Origin of the sequence: Streptomyces sp. SudanB5_2050, assembly GCF_964272335.1 — a bacterium.
Classification (GTDB): Bacteria; Actinomycetota; Actinomycetes; order Streptomycetales; family Streptomycetaceae; genus Streptomyces; species Streptomyces rochei.
Genome location: NZ_OZ186760.1, coordinates 7,587,759 through 7,602,418 on the forward strand (window position 1 = coordinate 7,587,759; position 14,660 = coordinate 7,602,418).

9 protein-coding genes are annotated in these 14,660 nt (G+C 71.4%); 1 reads left to right on the forward strand and 8 read right to left on the reverse strand.

What is annotated here, in order from left to right:
• Nucleotides 1-51: 51 nt before the first annotated feature.
• From ACFZP7_RS33180 to ACFZP7_RS33195, 4 genes are read right to left on the reverse strand one after another with little or no spacing between them, the layout of a single operon-like run.
• Nucleotides 52-1,407 (reverse strand): GH1 family beta-glucosidase, encoded by a 1,356-nt coding sequence (locus tag ACFZP7_RS33180; RefSeq protein ID WP_385637841.1) that lies wholly within the window; start codon nt 1,405-1,407, stop codon nt 52-54.
• Between the two features lie 50 nt (nt 1,408-1,457).
• Nucleotides 1,458-2,297 carry a carbohydrate ABC transporter permease gene (locus ACFZP7_RS33185; RefSeq protein WP_030968357.1) on the reverse strand — a complete coding sequence of 280 codons (840 nt, stop codon included), beginning with the start codon at nt 2,295-2,297 and terminating at the stop codon, nt 1,458-1,460.
• Nucleotides 2,298-2,325: 28 nt separating this feature from the next.
• Nucleotides 2,326-3,321, reverse strand: coding sequence for a carbohydrate ABC transporter permease (locus tag ACFZP7_RS33190; protein WP_031014840.1), 996 nt, complete (start codon nt 3,319-3,321; stop codon nt 2,326-2,328).
• Nucleotides 3,322-3,335: 14 nt separating this feature from the next.
• Entirely contained in the window at nt 3,336-4,652 is a 1,317-nt protein-coding gene (locus ACFZP7_RS33195) for an ABC transporter substrate-binding protein (RefSeq protein ID WP_164286419.1), read from the reverse strand.
• A gap of 179 nt (nt 4,653-4,831) precedes the next feature.
• Between ACFZP7_RS33195 and ACFZP7_RS33200 the strand changes: the two genes are divergently transcribed.
• Entirely contained in the window at nt 4,832-6,154 is a 1,323-nt protein-coding gene (locus ACFZP7_RS33200) for an ROK family protein (protein ID WP_385637843.1), read from the forward strand.
• 261 nt (nt 6,155-6,415) lie between these two features.
• Here the strand turns inward: ACFZP7_RS33200 and ACFZP7_RS33205 are convergent, their stop codons facing one another.
• The 4 genes from ACFZP7_RS33205 to ACFZP7_RS33220 form a co-directional block, all read right to left on the reverse strand.
• Nucleotides 6,416-8,845: a beta-glucosidase gene (locus ACFZP7_RS33205; RefSeq protein WP_385637845.1), complete on the reverse strand. Its 2,430-nt coding sequence runs from the start codon at nt 8,843-8,845 to the stop codon at nt 6,416-6,418.
• A gap of 23 nt (nt 8,846-8,868) precedes the next feature.
• Nucleotides 8,869-9,948 (reverse strand): DUF1996 domain-containing protein, encoded by a 1,080-nt coding sequence (locus ACFZP7_RS33210; protein WP_385637847.1) that lies wholly within the window; start codon nt 9,946-9,948, stop codon nt 8,869-8,871.
• Nucleotides 9,949-10,020: 72 nt separating this feature from the next.
• Nucleotides 10,021-12,186 carry a discoidin domain-containing protein gene (locus tag ACFZP7_RS33215; protein ID WP_385637850.1) on the reverse strand — a complete coding sequence of 722 codons (2,166 nt, stop codon included), beginning with the start codon at nt 12,184-12,186 and terminating at the stop codon, nt 10,021-10,023.
• Between the two features lie 168 nt (nt 12,187-12,354).
• A complete protein-coding gene (locus ACFZP7_RS33220) occupies nt 12,355-14,550 on the reverse strand; it encodes a discoidin domain-containing protein (RefSeq protein ID WP_385637853.1) in 2,196 nt (731 codons plus the stop codon).
• Between the last annotated feature and the right edge of the window lie 110 nt (nt 14,551-14,660).

Below are 14,660 nucleotides of genomic sequence, written 5' to 3' on the forward strand. Positions count from 1 at the left end.
TGGCCCGGCGGCAGCCGGTGGCGGGGCGCCGGGTGTCGGGTGTCGGCACGGTCAGGCGTGAGACTCGCGGTGGGCGCGGATGATGTCCGCGTAGCGCAGGCCGCTGGTCTTGAGGGTGCGGGTCTGGGTCTCGTAGTCGACATGGACCAGGCCGAAGCGCTTGTCGTAGCCGTAGGCCCACTCGAAGTTGTCGAGGAGGGACCAGGCGTAGTAGCCGGCCAGCGGCACCCCCTTGCGGAGCGCCCGGGCGCAGGCGTTCACATGCTGTTCCAGGTATCGGGCCCGGTCGGGATCGTGGACGGTGCCGTCGGGCGCCACGGTGTCCGGGAAGGCGGAGCCGTTCTCGGTGACGTACAGCCGGCGCACTCCGTAGTCGTCGGTGAGGCGCAGCAGCAGGGCCTCCAGGCCCCCGGCGTCGATCTGCCAGTCCATGCCGGTGCGCGGCACGTCGGGCAGCCGGACCTCGCGGGCGTGGGGGACGGGGCCCTGGGGGTCATCGGTGACGGTCGCCGGGAAGTAGTAGTTGAGGCCGTGCCAGTCGAGGGGCGCGGCGATGGTGTCCAGGTCGCCCGGGCGCTCGGGCAGGTCCACGCCGTACAGCTCGCGCATGTCGGCGGGGAAGCCGCGGCCGTAGACGGGGTCGAGCCACCAGCGGTTGGTGTGGCCGTCCATGCGGGTGGCCGCCGCGATGTCCTCCGGGCGGGAGGAGGCGGCCTCGACGGTGGAGTGGTTGGTGACCAGGCCGACCTGGGCGCCGGGGGCCGCCGCGCGGATCGCCCGGGCGGCGAGGCCGTGGGCGAGCAGCAGGTGGTACGAGGCGTGCACGGCGGCGGTCAGGTCGGTCAGACCGGGTGCCATGCGGCCCTCCAGGTGACCGATCCAGGCGGAGCAGAGGGGTTCGTTGAGGGTGGCCCACCGGGTGACGCGGTCGCCGAGCCGGGCTGAGACGGCGGAGGCGTAGTCGGCGAGGCGTTCGGCGGTGTCGCGTACGGTCCAGCCGCCGCGGTCCTGGAGGGCCTGGGGGAGGTCCCAGTGGTAGAGGGTGATGTTGGGGGTGATGCCGGCGTCCAGGAGGGCGTCGACGAGACGGTCGTAGAAGTCGAGTCCGGCGGCGTTGACGGGGCCGTCACCGGTGGGCATCACGCGGGGCCAGGCGACGGACATGCGGTAGGCGTCGGTGCCGAGCCGCTTCATCAGGCCGATGTCCTCGGGCCACCGGTGGTAGTGGTCGCAGGCCACGTCGCCGTGGTCGTCGCCCGCGACCTTGCCGGGCGTGTGGGAGAAGGTGTCCCAGATCGACGGTGCCCGGCCGTCCTCGGTGGCGGCGCCCTCGATCTGGTAGGCGGAGGTGGCCGTGCCCCAGGTGAAGTCGGCGGGGAAGGCGGCGAGGTCGAGCGAATCGGTCACGGAGAACCTCTCGGGAAGGGTCGGGCGGGGCGCTGAGGGTGCCCCGGTGGCTACTTGACGGCGCCGGCGGTGAGACCGGTGACGAGGTAGCGCTGGAGGAGGAGGAAGCCGGCGACGACGGGCAGGCTGACGACGAGGGAGGCGGCCATGATCTGGTTCCAGTACACGTCGTTCTGGGTGGAGTAGCCCTGCAGGCCGACGGCGAGGGTGCGGGTGGTGTCGTTGGTCATGACGGAGGCGAAGAGGACCTCGCCCCAGGCGGTCATGAACGCGTAGACGGCGACGGCGACGATGCCGGGGACCGCGGCGGGCACGATGACCCGGAACAGCGCGCCGAGCGGTCCGCAGCCGTCCACCTTGGCGGCCTCGTCGAGGTCTCGGGGTACCGAGTCGAAGTACCCGATCAGCATCCAGATGGAGAAGGGCAGCGAGAAGGTGAGGTAGGTGAGGATCAGGCCGCCGCGGGAGCCGAAGAGCGCGATGCCGGTGGCGTTGCCGATGTTGACGTAGATGAGGAACAGCGGCAGCAGGAACAGGATGCCGGGGAACATCTGGGTCGACAGCACCGTGACCGTGAACAGACGCTTGCCGCGGAACGAGTAGCGGCTGACCGCGTAGGCCGCGAACACGGCGATGGTGACGGAGCAGACGGTCGCCGCTCCGGCCACGATCAGGGAGTTCATGAAGTAGTCGGCCAGCGGCACCGTGTCCCAGATGTCGAAGTACGGGCGGACGGTGAGGCCCGAGGGGATCCAGGTGAACTCCCCCGACACGTCCTGGAGCGGCTTCAGCGAGCTGGAGACCATCACGTACACCGGCAGCAGCACGAAGGCGGTGAGGAGCGTCAGGAAGATCCGGCGGCTCCACAGGAAGGAGCGCGGGGCGGCCATCGGCGAGCGGGGCCGGCGGGCGGCTGGGCTAGGCATCGGTGGCCTTCCTTCCCCGGGAGGTGAGCCAGAGGTAGACGCCCGTCACCACGAGCAGGAAGAGCAGCAGCAGGACCGACATCGCGGAGCCCGTGCCGAAGTTCCAGGTCTGGAACGAGGACTGGTAGATGTGGATGGAGATCAGGTCCGCGGCTTCCGGCGCCGCCTTGCCGAACAGGACGAACGGGGTGTTGAAGTCGTTGAAGGTCCACAGGAAGAGCACCAGGACGAGGACCTGGTTGACGGGACGCAGGGCCGGCAGCGTGATGCGGCGGACCTGCTGCCAGACGCCGGCGCCGTCGAGGGCGGCGGCCTCGTAGATGTCCTTCGGGATGTTCTGGAGCCCGGCCATGACGATGAGGAAGGCGAAGGGCCAGCCCTTCCACACCGAGACCACGAGCAGGGCGAGGAAGCTGTTGTCGCCGATCAGCCAGAACGGAGGGCTGTCGGTGAGGCCGAGCTGGTCGTGCAGCACGTGGTTCACCAGGCCGTTGTCCCGCTGGAACATGAACGCCCAGGTGATGACGGCGGCGTAGACGGGCAGCGCGTACGGCACCAGGAAGAGCGTGCGCAGGATGCCCCGGCCGCGGAAGCCCTCCTGCATGAAGATCGCGGCGGCCACTCCGAGCAGCCAGCACAGGCCGACCGAGAGGACGGTGAACAGGCAGGTGGTGACGAAGGACTTCAGCAGTGCCTCACCGACGGGTGCGTCGAAGTCGACCGCCAGGGAGTAGTTCTCGAAGCCGGCCCACGGGGCGGTGCCCCAGTCGCGGATGTAGAACTGGGTCAGCTCCTTGAAGCTGACGACGACGCCGATCACCATCGGCACGAGGTGGACCAGGAGTTCGAGCAGCAGAGCGGGGAGCAGCAGCAGGTACGGCAGTCCGATGCGGCGCAGCCGCCCGGGGCGGCGTCGGCGCGGCGTCGTCCCGGGGTCGTGCTTCCGTGCCGTCCGCTCGCCTGTGCTCGGGGCAGCGGTGGTGGTCATGTCGGTGTCCGCGCTCACTTCTCGGGCATCTGCTGCTGGGCCTTCTCGAGCTTGGCCCGCACCGACTCGGTGGTCACCGCACGGCCGGCGGCGGCGTCGGCGAAGAGTTCCTTGACGGCGGTGCCGACGACGGTCTCGAACTGCGACTCCTCGGGCACCTGCGGCAGTGCGGTGGCACTGTCGGCGAGGGTGTCCCGGAGCACGGTGAGCGCCGGGGCGCTGAAGGCCGGGTCCTGCTGGGCGGCCTTGACCGGCGGGATGGAACCGTACGCCTTGTTCAGGACGACCTGCTCCTCGTCGCTGGTCATGAACTTCACGAACTTCTTGGCGCCGTCGATGTTCTTGGTGTTCTTGAAGACGGCCATGTTGATGCCGGCGACCATCGAGTTGGTGGCCTTGCCCGGGCCGGGCTTCCCGGACTGTACGGGGGCGGGTGCGACGCCCCACTCGTCCTCGTCCATGCCCTGCGCCTCGAAGGTGGCCGACGCGGTCTGCCACAGCACCATGGCCGTCTTGTCCTTGGCGAAGTCGCTCAGGGACTGGTTCTGGGCGTACTCGGCGTTGCCCGGCGCGATGATCTTGTCCTTCGCCATCAGGTCGACGTACTGCTTCACCGCCGCCACGGCGCCGTCGGAGGTGAAGTCGGCCCGGCCGTCGGCGGTGAAGAAGTCCGCGCCGTGCTGCTTGGCGAGGACGAAGACCTGGTGGATGTTGTTCGACAGGTTGGAGCCCTCGGCGCCGAGGCCCCACGTGCCGTCCCGGGAGAGCCGCTTGCCGGTCTCGGCCAGCTCCTCCCAGGTCGCCGGCGGCTTCTCGATGCCGGCGTCGGCGAACATCTTCTTGTTGTAGTAGAGCGCGTAGGCCATGGAGTACAGCGGCACGGCGGCCGGGTCCTGGCCCTGGGCGCCGGTGGATCCGAGGGCGGACTCCACGAAGCGGTCCCGGCCGCCGATCGCCTCGAAGTTCTTCTCGTCCCAGGGCAGCAGGGCGCCGCCGGCCTGCAGGGAGGCGCTCCAGGTGTTGCCGATGTTCAGGACGTCCGGGCCCTGGCCGGACGTGGTGGCGGTGAGGATGCGGTTGAGGAGGTCCGACCAGGGCACCACCTCCAGCTTCACCTCGATGCCCGTCTCCTTCTCGAACTTGTCGAGTTCCGGCTGGAGGACCTTCTTGTCCACCTCCAGGTTCGCTCCCTGGTTGGAGGCCCAGTAGGTGAGGGTCTTCGGCCGCTCGTTGGAGCCCTCCGTGCCGGTGGAGCCCCCGCCGCAGGCGGCGGCGGTGAGAACGAGGGAGAGGGTGACGGCGCCGACGGCTGCGGCTCTGATTCTGCGCATGGCTCCAGGGGCCTTCCGGGAGGTGACGAGGTCGCTCGTGGAGGTGGGCTGGGGCGGCGCTTCGCACCCCGACCGACCACGGCTTAATTTAGGATGTGAGTTAAGCTTCCGGCGGAAGGGAGCGTCAAGGGCTCGGTCGCAGGTAAGTTGCAGGGACGACTTCGGAACGAGGGGCGAGGGTGAAAGTGCGCAGTGGCCGTACGGTGCGTGACCTGCGGCGGGAGAACCGCACCGCGGTATTGCAACGGTTGTATTTCGACGGGCCCTTGAGCCGCTTCTCGCTCGGTCCCGCCACCGGACTCAGTTCCGGTTCGGTGAGCAACGTGGTCTCCGAGCTGGTCGCCGAAGGGCTGGTGGAGGAGGCGGGCAGTGTCGACTCGGCGGGCGGCCGGCCCCGGACGCTGCTGCGCGTCAGCGCGCGGAGCGGTTACATGATCGGTGTCGACATCGGCGAGACCCGGGTACGGGTCGAGCTCTTCGACCTCGCCCTCACCGAGCTGGCCCGTGTGGAGAGGCCGCTGGCCACCGGTGGCCCGCGCCGCGTCGACCGGTACGACGTCGGCGTCGTCGTCGGCCATCTGCGCGAGGGGATCACCGAGGTGCTGGGTGAGGCCGGTATCGCGGCGGATCGGCTGCTCGGTGTCGGGATCGGGGTGCCGGGCATCGTCGCCAGGACCGCCGAGGACGGCGCGGTTGTGCACGGCCAGACCATCGGCTGGGACGCGGTCCCCCTGGAGCGGCTGCTGCGGGAGTCCCGGCTCCTGCCCGAGAGCGTGCCCTACTACATCGACAACGGTGCCAAGACGCTCGGCCAGGCGGAGATGTGGTTCGGCGCCGGCCGGGGCGCGCAGAGCGCGGCGGTGGTGCTCTTCGGCTCCGGCGTCGGCGCCTGCGTCGTCGGTGACGACACGGGTCCGGCCCGGGCCGTGGAGTGGGGACACCTGACGGTACGGGTGCGAGGGCGCCGGTGCCGGTGCGGCGCCCAGGGCTGTCTGGAGGCGTACGCGGGCGCCGAGGCGCTGCTGCAGCGCTGGGCCGAGGCGGGTGGCCGGCCGCCCGCGGGCGCGGACGAGGAGACCGCGCTCACGGCGATGCTCGCGGCCGCGTACCCGGAGCGGGACGCGGCGGGGGCCGGCCCGGAGCCCGACGCCACGGCCCTGGCCGTCCTCGATGAGACCGCGGAGTACCTGGGCGCCGGTTTCTCCGACCTGATCAACCTCTTCCAGCCCGAACGCATCCTGGTCGGCGGCTGGGCGGGACTGCAGCTCGGCCGGCGCTTCCTGGACTCGGTGACGGCCCACGCCACCTCGTACGCTCTGGCCTATCCCGCCGCCCGGGTGCGCATCGACCTCGGCACCCTGGGACCGGACGCCGTCACCGTGGGTGCCGCGATCCTGCCGCTCGCCGACTTCTTCGCGCGTGGGGGCCGGCCGGAGGAGACCGAACCGGTGGAACCGGACCCGGCGTGGCGGGCCGCCCTGAGGGAGCGCTCGGCGCAGTGAAGGATGCCTCCGGCGGAACGCACCGGAGGCGGGGAAGCCGGCCATGGATCTCCCGGCCGTTGTGCACGGGGCCAGGCGCCCGCGCCGACCTCGGCCCCCTCGCCCCGGGACCGGCACGGTCGGCCGCCCCCCGTGGGCTGCAGGGTGATGCCCGGACGCTGGCCCAGGACGCGGAGCGCGCGGGGTTCCCCACGACGCCGAGGGGGCGTCGGCCCGGGCTGTGACCCCGACGTCCGCAGTGCCCGGACGGCCCACCGCCCGTCAGGTGATCGACACCGTCCCCTCCCACCGCGTGTCCCCAGCCGACCTGCCCACCGCGATCCGGTACGGGCCGGGCTCCGTGGCCCAGCCACGGTCCGCCTCCGACCAGTGCCGCATGGCGCGCGGGCCCACCACCACCTCGGCGCTCGCCGTCCGGCCCGCCTCCACTCGCACCGTCGCGTACCCGGCGAACCAGCGCTCGGGACGCTCCACCGCCGAATCGGGGCGGGAAAGGTAGACCTGCACCACCTCGCGCCCGGCACGGGTGCCGGTGTTGCGCACCGTCACCCGGACGGTGAACGGCTCGCCCGCCGTGACGCGCGCGGGAACCTCCACGGCCGCGTACTCCCACGTCGTGTAGCCGAGCCCGTGGCCGAACCAGTAGGCGGGCTCGCGTCCGGCCCGCAGCCACGCCCGGTGGCCGATGTGCAGTCCCTCGGTGTAGTCGAGGCGGCCGTCGACCGGCCGGGTGGCGGTGACGGGCGCGTCGGCCAGGGACGCCGCCCAGGTGGTGGGGAGCCGTCCGCCGGGCTCGGCGAGGCCGAACAGGACGTCGGCCAGCCCCGCGCCGGCCTCCTGCCCCGGGAACCAGGTGAGCAGCACGGCGCCGGCCTCTCGGTGCCAGGGCAGCTCGACGGGACCCCCGCTGTTGACGACCACGACCGTGCGCGGGTTCGCGGCGGCCACGGCCCGGACCAGCTCGTCCTGGTGCCCCCCGAGCGACAGGCCGGCCCGGTCGTGTCCCTCGGTCTCGCCGTGCTCGGTGGTGCCGACCACCACGATCGCGACGTCGGCGTCCCTGGCCGCCCGCTCCGCGTCCTTCAGCGCGGTCACCGGGTCCGGTTCCGGTGGTGCCGCGGCGACGACGGTGGCGCGCCCGCGGCCGGGCACCAGTTCACGCCGAACCACCACGCGCACGGGCCGCGCGGCGGTCAGTACCGTTCGCGCCGTGTGGACGGGCGGGGTGACGTGGACGACGGCCGGGTCGTCCGTGTCAGCGGGGAACTCCCCGTCCAGGAGCGTGCGATCGTCGACGGTGAGCGTCATGCGTCCGAAGCCCCCGACGCCGAACGTCCACTCTCCCGCCCGGCGGGGACGCAGCACGGCGGAGATCTCCACCGTGTGGGCGCCGGCGGGCAGGTCCGGCTCCAGCTGGCGCCCCGAGAGGCGGTGCTCCGCGTACAGTTCGCGCCCCGCCGCGTCCAGCACCCGCAGGCGCACGCCGGGCGCCCCCGACACCGGGTCGGTGCACCGGTCGGGGCCGAGGGGAGCGGGCGGGGCCCCGGGCGCCGGGCCGGGCTCGTACACCACCCGGGCCCGCCCCCGCAGCCGGGCCCGGATGCCCGCCAGCGGGGAGACCGCGCCGGAGCAGAAGACCCCGGCGCTGCCACCGCCCTGGACCCGCGGGGACGCGGCGTGCACCCCGACGACCGCGACGCTGGACAGCCCGGCACGGTCGAGCGGCAGGACAGCGTCGTTGCGCAGCAGGACACAACCGGCACTGACGGCGCGGCGCAGCAGCGCCCGGTCGTCGCGGGACGCCCCGCTCGCCGGCACCCGGCGCGGGCGACGCGATCCCAGCGCGCCCACCCGACCGGCGAGCCGGAGCAGCCGACGCACCTTCTCGTCGACCGCCTCTTCGGGGACCAGACCGTCCTTCACCACCCGCACCAGGGAGGGGCCCCAGTGACTGTCCGGGCCCGGCATCGCCAGGTCGAGGGCGGCGCGACCGGTCTCCTCGGTGGTGCGCACGGCCGCCCAGTCGGACACGGCGACCCCGTCGAACCCCCACTCGCCCTTGAGGGGTTCGGCCAGGAGCGGGCTGGCCGTCATGGTCGTGCCGCTGACGGCGTTGTAGCCCGCCATGACCAACCACACCCCGGCCTCGACCGCAGCCTCGAACGGGGCCAGGTACACCTCTCGCAGGGTGCGTTCGGACGCTCGGACGTCGACGGTGAGCCGGTCGGTCTCGGAGTCGTTGCCGACGTAGTGCTTGGCGGTGGCCGCCACTCCGAGAGCCTGGATACCCCGGATCAGCGCGGCCCCGGTCCGGCCGGTCAGTTCCGGGTCCTCGGAGAAGCACTCGAAGTGCCGGCCGCCCAGCGGGCTGCGGTGGAGGTTGAGCGTGGGGGCCAGCACCACGTCGACGCCCTTGCGGGCGGCCTCGGTGGCGAGCAGGCGGCCGAGCCGCTCCACCAGCTCCTCGTCCCACATCGCGCCCAGGGCGGAGGCGGAGGGCAGCAGGAGTGAGGTGCGCCGCTCGTCCCACGCCTCGCCGCGCACCCCGGCCGGCCCGTCCGAGGTCACCATCTCCCGCAGTCCGATACCGGGCTCACCGGCGGTGCGCCACGTCGTCGCGCCGGTGAGCAGCCGCACCTTCCGCTCCAGGCTCAGCATGCCGATGAGCCGGTCGATTCCCTCGTCGTCCATTCCGCCCCCTCCTTGCCCCCGGGTCAGGGCAGTCGGTGGTCCGCGTTCAGCACCGCGCCGCGCTCCGGGTGGTTCTGGTCGTAGCCGCGCGTGTCGCACTGGAGGCCGCCCACGATGCAGTGGTCGACCAGCGCCTCGAGGGTCCGCTCCTCCCACGCGTTGAAGAAGTCGTAGTGGAAGGAGTAGCCGCGCCCACTGGCCAGGCGCACGTCACTCATGTCGCCGTTGACCGGGAAGGCCATCTTGAACTCGATCATCGGCAGGGCGACCGGGTGGGACGCCGGGCACATGTTGTCGTTGGTGCCGGGCTTGACCACCGGATAGGCCATGTGGCTCTTGTGGTCGGGGGTGTCGAGGTACTTGCCGTCCCAGCAACTGGGCGCCTGCATCCGGATGTTGAGCTGGACGTCGGGCCGGCTCGGACAGCTCGCCGGGATGTCCACGTTGAAGAAGCTGTCACCGCACTCCCAGCCCTCGACGAAGCCCTTGTGGCCGCGGAACTCCTGGGCGCTCTGCATGGGGTCGCCCACGACGTACCGCAGCCCCTTGGGGAAGGGCCGCACACTGGTGTAGTCGGTGACGCCGGCCTTGTAGTAGATGACCTGCGGACCGACGGGCAGGATCTTCCTGTCCCCCTTGTACAGGGACGGCATCCAGTACGCGGAGGCGTCGGCCGGTGCGAGGCAGGTGGTGTCCCCTCCGTAGAGGCTCGCCGTGGTGCTGCCGGCGTGGGTCGTGGTGTTGCCCATGAAGGTGTGGTCGTGGGACTTGCCCGGCTGTCCCGGGTACACGATCGGATCGTCCGGCGCGGTGTGCGTGACCGCGCAGTTGGCCTGGAACTCCTTGTGGTAGCGCGGCGGCGGGGTGGCCTCGGACGGGGTCACGCCGGTGACCGGGGGATCGGCCGGTATGTACCCGTCGCCGTCGGGGTCGTCGGCGGACGCCTGTGTCGACACCGCCATGGTGTGTCCGGTGTGAGCACCGGCCGGGGCGGCCGGGGCTTCGCCGGGGTCGGCCGCCGTGGCGACGGTGCCGACGCCGAGCAGACTGGCGATCAGTGCGCTGCCGAGCAGCAGCGCGGGGAGTTTCGAACGCGGTCTCATGGGGCCTCCTTGCCCGCCGAGGTGCCTGATGGGGGTGGTGCGAAGGGCGCCGCCGGGCGTCCTTCGCCGTCGTCAGCCGTAGATGCCGAACTCGTGCAGCGAGTAGCCCCAGCCCGTGCCGCGCGCCGTCAGGTGCAGTCGCACGTGCCGCGCCGTCTCCGCCAGGTCGATGGTGTCGACGTCGCCGTTGCCGGAGGCGGTGGTGTGGACCGTGCGCCAAGTGGTGCCGTTGTCGGAGACCTGGACGTCGTAGGACTTGGCGTAGGCGGGGTCCCACACGAGCTGGAGCTTGCGGATCGTCGTGGCGGCACCGAGGTCGACCTGGATCCACTGCGGGTCGCTCCAGTCGCTGGCCCAGCGCGTGTCGGTCCTGCCGTCCGTCGCCTTGGCGGGCTCGCACGGGCAGTCGCCGTACGACGGCTGGAAGGAGGACGCGGTGGTGGGCTTGTTCAGTGCCACGTTGGTGCCGGTCACCGGCGGCGCGACGACCTTGACCGACTTCGTCTCGATGCCCGCGTTGCCGCGTCCGTCCTCGGCCTGGAGGTACACCTTCCACACGCCGAGCTTCTCCGGGGCGGTCACGGCGAAGGTGCCGTTGCCGGTGGCCCGCCACCGGGCCTCGACCAAGCGCTTGTCGCCGTTGGCGTAGTTGCCGCTGAGGAAGACCTTGTACGCGATCGGGTCGCCGTCGGGGTCGCGGACGTCGGCGCGGACGGTGAACTCGCCGCCCGCCGGGGCCGAGGAGGCGGGGCTGACGGCCATGTTCGTGATGACCGGCGGGGTGTTGTCACCGGCGGTCGAGCCGCTGTACGCCTCCTTGACGGCGTAGTAGGACAGCCGCTTCAGCCCGTTGGGCAGGAGGTTGAACCAGACGCCGCCGAAGTCGTGCTCGACGCCGTAGTGGAAGAGGGTGGCGCCGAGGGCGACTCCCCGGTGGCCGGTGACGCAGTCCCAGGCATCGGTGTAGCCCTCGGCTTTCCGCACATCGGTCGGCTCGTCGGGGACGCCGTTGGCGTCGTCCGGCACTTCCCACTCGCCGGCGGGCCCGCCCTCGGTGATGATGTACGGCTTGGTGTAGCCGCCCGCCTCCCAGTCCTCCCGCACCTCGCAGATGGCGCCGTAGGAGTTCATCGAGTACAGGTCGAGGTCGGGCGCGTTGCGCTGGTAGTACGGCCATGCTCCCGTCCAGGCGTCGGTCGAGGTGACGGGGTGGTCGGGGTCGATGCTGTGGATCTTCTTGGCGACCTCGTTGACGAAGCCGGTGTACGCGTTGCGCTGCGCCTCCAGCTCCGTGCCGCCGTAGCAGTTCTGCAGACCGAGGACCGACTCGTTGCCGACGTTCCACATGAGGGTCGCCGGGTGGCTCTTGTACGCCTCCACCCACCGGGCGAACTCGGTGAGCATGGTGTTCTTGTACGTGGTGTCGGTGACGTAGTCGACGCAGCCGCCGGAGCCGGGACCGCCGCCGGGCTGCAGCCAGAAGCCGTTGACGACCTTGATGCCGTGGGCGGCGGCACTGTCCAGCAGCGGCTTCGTGCCGCCGTCGGTGCCCCAGGTGCGGATCGTGTTGACGCCCATGGACTTCACGTCGGGCAGGTACTTCGGGGCGTCCGCGATGGCGGGGCCCCAGGTCAGGCCCTTGACGGTGTACGGCTGGCCGCCGACGGTCAGCTGCCAGTTCCCCTGTGAGCCGGTGACCTCGACCGCTCCGGTGGCGGGAGGTGTGCCGTCCGTGGTCCCGTACACCTGGAACTCCCAGAGGGAGTAGCCGTAGCCGCCGGACCGCTCGGTGCCCAGCATGCGCACATAGCGGCCGGAGCCGGTGACGGCGACCTCGTCCGTGCCGCCGTCGCCGCCGGTGACGGACTTCAGGGTCCGCCAGTCCGTGCCGTCGTCGGACGCCTGGAGCTGATAGCTCTTGCCGTACGCGGCTTCCCAGGTCAGCACGATCCGGCTGAGGTCGGACCGCCGGCCGAGGTCGACCTGGAACCACTCGGGGTCGCTCCACCGGCTTGCCCAGCGGGTGCCGGTGAGGTCGCCGTCGACGGCCGCCGAGGGGGCGTACCCGTCGCCTTCCTGGGACGAGGCGGTGGCGGGCTTCCCCTGGGAAAGAAGGGTCTCCGCCGCCTGCGCGGGCGGGGCGGTGAGGGCGAGCGACGACGCCACCAGGGCGCCGAGGGCGAGCAGGGGGACGGCGCGGCGGCCGGCCGGTCTGCGGTGCGAAGGGGGTGTGGACACATCTGCTCCTGGGGGTCGGGGAGAGCCGACGGGGTGGGGAGAGCCGACGGGGTGGGGGGAGAGCCGATGGGGTGGGCCGCGGAAGTACGGCCTGCCGGCCCCCTCCGGGCGGGGACACGGAGAGGTCATCCGGCCCGGAGGGGAGTCGTGTTCCGACGGGTGGTCCGGTCAGGGGAAGGACACGACGGTGGACGGCACCGTGGAAGTGCCGGCGGGGACCGTGGAGGCACCGGTGTCGTTGATGACGTGGTTGTAGTGGCCCATGCCGCCGAGCGAGACCACGAGGAGGCTGTGGAACTTCACCCCCGGCTTGACGGGCGTCTTGAATCCGTGGTCCTGACGGATGCCCGGGTCGACGTTGTAGTTGCAGTAGCTGCCCAGGCCCCATGCCTCGTGGGTGTCGACCGAGTCGTCGACCCGGTAGGCGGCATACCCCTGCGTCGCACCGTTCTGGATGGCGGCCTGGTTCGGCGCGTCGTACGCCTTCTCGTTCTGGTAGAAGATCGTCCGGCCGCGTTCGCCGTACCACTCGACGTCGTACTTGTTGAAGTGCTCGACGAACAGTCCGGTGGCCAGGACGTCGTCGCCGTTGACGCGGACGCCGTAGTCGGCGCGGTTGGTCTCCCAGCCGACTCCGTCCCCGTGGTCGGCGCGCCACACCCAGGTGTGGTCGATGATCGTGTCGTGGCTGTTGACCACCATGCTGGTGGTGGCCTTGCCCGGGCCCGCCCCGCCGATGCGGATGTAGACGTCCTGCACGGTGGTGGGGTTGGCGGCGTGGTCGGCGGAGGCGCCCTGCGGGCCGATCTCCAGCAGGGTGGGGGAGTTGACCGGTCCGGCGTCGATGAGGAAGCCGGCCAGCCGCACGCCGTCGACGTCGGCGACCTTCATGGCGGTCACCCCGTTGTCCGGGATGATCGTGGCGAGACCGAGGCCGAGCACGATGGTGTTCGGACGGTCGACGTTGATCGTCCGGTCGACGTGGTAGACGCCCGGGGTGAAGAGCAGGTGCAGTCCCTGGGCGAGGGCGGCGTTGATGGTGGCGGCGGTGGCGCCGGGCTTGACGACGTAGAACCGGTCCAGCGGGATCGACTCGCCCTGCGGGGTTCCGTTCGCCCAGGTGGTGCCGCGGGCGTTGGTCCGCCTGGCGGGCGCGAAGACCTTGTACGCGTCACCGTCCAGGTAGAGGAAGGGCTTCTCCCGGGATATCGGCGTCGTGTCGAGCGTGGTGTACCGGGGCTCGGGGAAGCTGGTGGCGGGAGCGCCCTCGACACCGGAGAAGACTTGGTTCCACACGCTGTTGGACCAGCCCCCGATGGAGCTGTCACGGGTGTACCACTGCTGCTGCGAGTAGTTGCCGATCTGGCCGTCGATCTTGCTGTCGGCGATGTAGCCGCCGCTGGCCCAACCGTAGCCGTTGGGTGCGAGGTTGAGGCCGCCCTTGACGTGCATCCGGCGGAACGAGGCGGCCTGCGAGACCGCCCACCGGTTGGTCCCGTTCACCGGGTTCACCGCGAGGTTCTCGGCGCCGCGCCAGAAGTTCTGGGTGGCGTTGCCGTTGAACCAGCCGGCGTCGACGGTGATGTCACCGTTGATCGTCGTGTCGTCGGGGCGCAGGCCGAGACCGAGGACCTGGGTGTAGAAGCCGATCTGCGCGTTGAGGCCGCTGTAGGTCCCCGGCTTGAAGAGGAAGGCGTGCCGTCCGGAGCCGAACTGCGCCGACTCCTGCTCACGGAAGACCTGGTCCAGCTTGGCCTGGATGCCGGGTGTGGACGGGTCGAAGACGTGCACGTTCGGGCCGAGGTCGCCACCGTCCGGGATGACCGGGCCGGGGTCGTCGCCGGTGGTGCCGTACACCTGGAACTCCCAGAGGGAGTAGCCGTATCCGGTGGCGCGGGCGGTGCCGAGCATGCGGACGTAGCGGGCGGTGCCGGAGACGTTCACGGTCTCCGTGCCGCCGGCGCCGGTGGTGGTGGAGTAGGCGGTCGACCAGTCCGTGCCGTTCAGGGAGGTCTCGATGCGGTAGGACTTGGCGTAGGCGGCCTCCCAGCGCAGCTCGACCCGGCTGAGGGAGGCGGAGGCACCGAGGTCGACGCGGATCCACTGCGGATCGGCGGCGGCGCTGGACCAGCGGGTGCCGTTGTCGCCGTCGACGGCCGCGGTGGCCGGAGTGCCGTAGTGCTCCTGGCTGGAGGCGGTGACCGGCTTGCCCTGGGAGAGGAGCACGGGGGCGGCCTGGGCCCGGGTGGCGGGGACGACGGCGAGCAGGGCGGCTGCCAGGGCGGTGACCAGGACGCCGACGAGCCCGCGGCGGCCGGGTCTGCGCGCCGCCGGGGCCGTCGGTGGTATGCCGACAGGGGGCATGGAAAGTCTCCTTGACACGAAAGGTGGGAGAGCGCTCTCCGGAACCCTGCCCGCCGGGCCGGTCACGGTCAAGGTTCCGCGCACGGCTTTTCTTTTGGCTTTCATTAAGT